The organism is Haloferula luteola (assembly GCF_014201715.1).
In the GTDB taxonomy this organism is placed as follows: domain Bacteria; phylum Verrucomicrobiota; class Verrucomicrobiia; order Verrucomicrobiales; family Akkermansiaceae; genus Haloferula; species Haloferula luteola.
On the sequence record NZ_JACHFD010000059.1, the window covers coordinates 1 to 2861 of the forward strand.

Sequence of the window (2861 nt, forward strand, 5' to 3'; positions counted from 1 at the left end):
GCACGCCAGTTGCGGATCACGTTCTCGATGAGGTTCGTGCTCAGAAACGTGGTGTTGAGCGTCGCGGGCACCTCGAGATGATGAAAGGCCAGCAGGGCACCACGCCGTTGCTTGAGCGCCACCGATGCGGCCGCGTTGCGCTCGCTCACGAACTCCAACAGCTCGTCGAACGCTTCTTCCCCCGCTTGCCGCCCTTGGGTTTCCCGTAGCGTTTTGAAGAGCCGGTCGATGTCGGCCCGGTCGCGTTGCCCGACTTTCTCGCGCAGGTTCGATTGCGCGTGGACTAGGCATTCCTGGCGCACCGATTCCGGCCAGCGCCGCGAAACCGCCTTCACGATCGCCGCGCTCCCGTCCCGCAGCACCAACAGCCGACGGCCCGATCCGGAAGAGAAACCGCGCTTTTCCAAACCGTCGAGCAGCGACGAGACCACCGCCGCGCTCTTCGAGGAGCCGACCTCGAAATCCAGCACCCGCTTATTCCCCTCCGCATCGATGCCCACGCACAGCTCGCGCGTCAGCCACACTCCGTCGATCATCAAGGCCAGCCAATCGGCGTCCTCAAGCCGGCGTTCCCGCATCCCGCAGCAGGGCGAGCTGCTCGCGGCTTTTCCCGATCCACATCCGCGACGCCTCGTTCTTGCTCACCGCTCCATCCATCGCACGCTCCACCCCGCGCACCGGCATGCCCTGGGCCACCGCCGCGACGACCTGATCGAACATCCCCCGCGGGCTCGACGCCGCCTCATAGGTCGCCAGATGCACCTCGCCATCGGTCTCGTGACGCACCCGAGGGCGCCGGATCGACTCCTTCTCTCCGTCGAGAAAAGCCACGCCACGCTCAGACCCGGCACGGTGGCATGCACCCTCCGGATCGGGCCGGTAGCGCGGTCCGCACAAGGCGTCGACCTCCTCGGCCATCGCTTCGAGCAAGCCGAGACGGACCACTCCTTTCATCATCTTGCGGAACAATTCCGCAGCTTCGCGCTCTCCGCCTTGCAGGAACGCCTCCTTCAGTCTTTCGTGATTCACGGTGGTTGGTTGGTTTTCGTTTAGCAACGCCACGCTGACGCGTGGCACCAACCAGCCACCACCTCATTCTAACGATTCATGGGACGCTTCCTTGCAGGCCGCCGGTGGGACTCAAGAGTTCGCGAATGCTGCCCAGATGATCGAAGGTGTAGAGGTAGGTTTGTGCAGAGCCTCCCGAGAGGTCTTGCATACCTTGTGCAAGGAATCGGCGCTGAATAGAGCTTCCGCTACTATCCCGCTCTTCACAGATTTCCAGTCCGCACCACAGATAGGTTTGATTTGAGACTTCGCTGCCGTTCGACAATTCACGGATGCGAACCCGCCGCCCGAGGCCATCATATTCAAATTCAGAACGCCCCGTTCCTTGGTTGATGGCGACGAGCCGGTCTTCCGCGTCCCATTCGTAGCTGGTTTCTGGGAGGTTGAGGCTGGTTGAGTCCAGCTGGTTGAGTGCGTTGTATCGAAAGTCCTGGGTCGCCCCATTTTCGGTTTCGGTGAGGCGGTTGGCTGCCGGATCGTAGGTCCAGTTGTAGCCCTTGGTGGGCGTGCCGCCTGTCGTGATGGAAGCGGAGGTCAACTGGTCGGCTCCGTCATAGCCAAGGGCCCACACATCGGCGGTCGCGCTGCTGGCTCCCGCTTGCTGCGTCCACTGGGTGATGCGCCCGATGGCATCGTAATTGTATGAAAATTTGGAAACGATGCTGTTGGACGGGGTCCGGTTGGTGATGGATTGCAGGCGATTGTCCTGATTATTCCCGTAGTAACTGAACTGAGCTTTTACCCCACCGCCATGCGAAACCTGGGACAACCGTGAAGTCGCACCATCATAGGTATAGGTGAAGGTGCCCAAGGAGTTGGTCAGCGAAGTGAGTCTGCTGGCGGCATCGTAGGACGGGGACTGCGAAATTCCATTGATGGTGCGACTGGTCACTCTGCCCAGGGCATCGTAAGCGTAAGCGATCTCATCGTTGCTCCAAGGACCGTCGATGGTGGCAACCTCATTGGCTCCAAGGCTCCCAATCGGGTGGTAGCTGGTCCTCGTGTCACCAAGACCATCGGTCATTGAGGTTACCCTCTTGAAGAAGGGATCGTAACCGAAGGTGACGGTGGGTGTGGCGATCTCAGCGTTGGGGAAGAGCTTCGCATGCAGGGTGCCGTCAATATTGTAGCGAAACCGGGTGATTTGCCCCTTTTCATCAATCCGCTGAGACAACCGACCGCTCCCGGGTTCGTAGGCAAAGCGAATTCGGGAGCCATCAACATATTCCTTATAATCAACTCGCCCTTGGACGTCCCGGTGCCAACGTGTGGTCCATCCGCCATGGAGCAAGGGAGACTCCGATCTTGATCCCCGGGCTCAATCTGGCAGAGCGGGAACGATGGACACCCCCGCCATGGCCGCGACGGAAACGGGCTCAAATGCCCTCGATCCGCGACAGAAATCGGTCGGATTCCCAACAGATTTCAAACAAACGGACCGTCAATGACGCGCCACTATGCGTGATGTCCAGAACCCCGAAACGCAAGGATGCCCATGAAAGCACAGAAAAAGAAAAATCCGGTCCCGAAGGACCGGATGGTCGGGGTGGCGGGATTCGAACCCACGGCCTCTTCGTCCCGAAAGAGCGGTTCTGCCCCGATTTCCTGATACCTCGTTTCAGAAACCCAAAATTTCCTGCAAATTCTGGCGATTTCCCGCCGGATAGTGGCGATGGATTTCGGCGATGAAATGGCGATCTAGTGCATCGTCAGAGAATTAACAGGCATACGATCTGCTTTAGCGAAGCATGCCCAAAGCGTTACCGCCCTTGAAAGTCAGCAAAAAGCAACGC

3 protein-coding genes are annotated in these 2861 nt (G+C 59.4%); all 3 read right to left on the reverse strand.

Features of this window, described 5'->3' with window-relative positions:
- On the reverse strand, positions 1 to 578 hold a 578-nt coding region (locus HNR46_RS20340), incomplete at its 3' end, for a transposase (protein WP_221285316.1).
- Positions 559 to 1029 carry a hypothetical protein gene (locus tag HNR46_RS20345; protein ID WP_184022514.1) on the reverse strand — a complete coding sequence of 157 codons (471 nt, stop codon included), beginning with the start codon at positions 1027 to 1029 and terminating at the stop codon, positions 559 to 561. The genes HNR46_RS20345 and HNR46_RS20340, both read right to left, overlap by 20 nt.
- Positions 1030 to 1105: 76 nt before the next feature.
- On the reverse strand, positions 1106 to 2359 hold the full coding sequence (locus tag HNR46_RS20350; RefSeq protein WP_184022516.1) for an RHS repeat protein: 1254 nt from the start codon (positions 2357 to 2359) through the stop codon (positions 1106 to 1108).
- Positions 2360 to 2861: the final 502 nt, after the last annotated feature.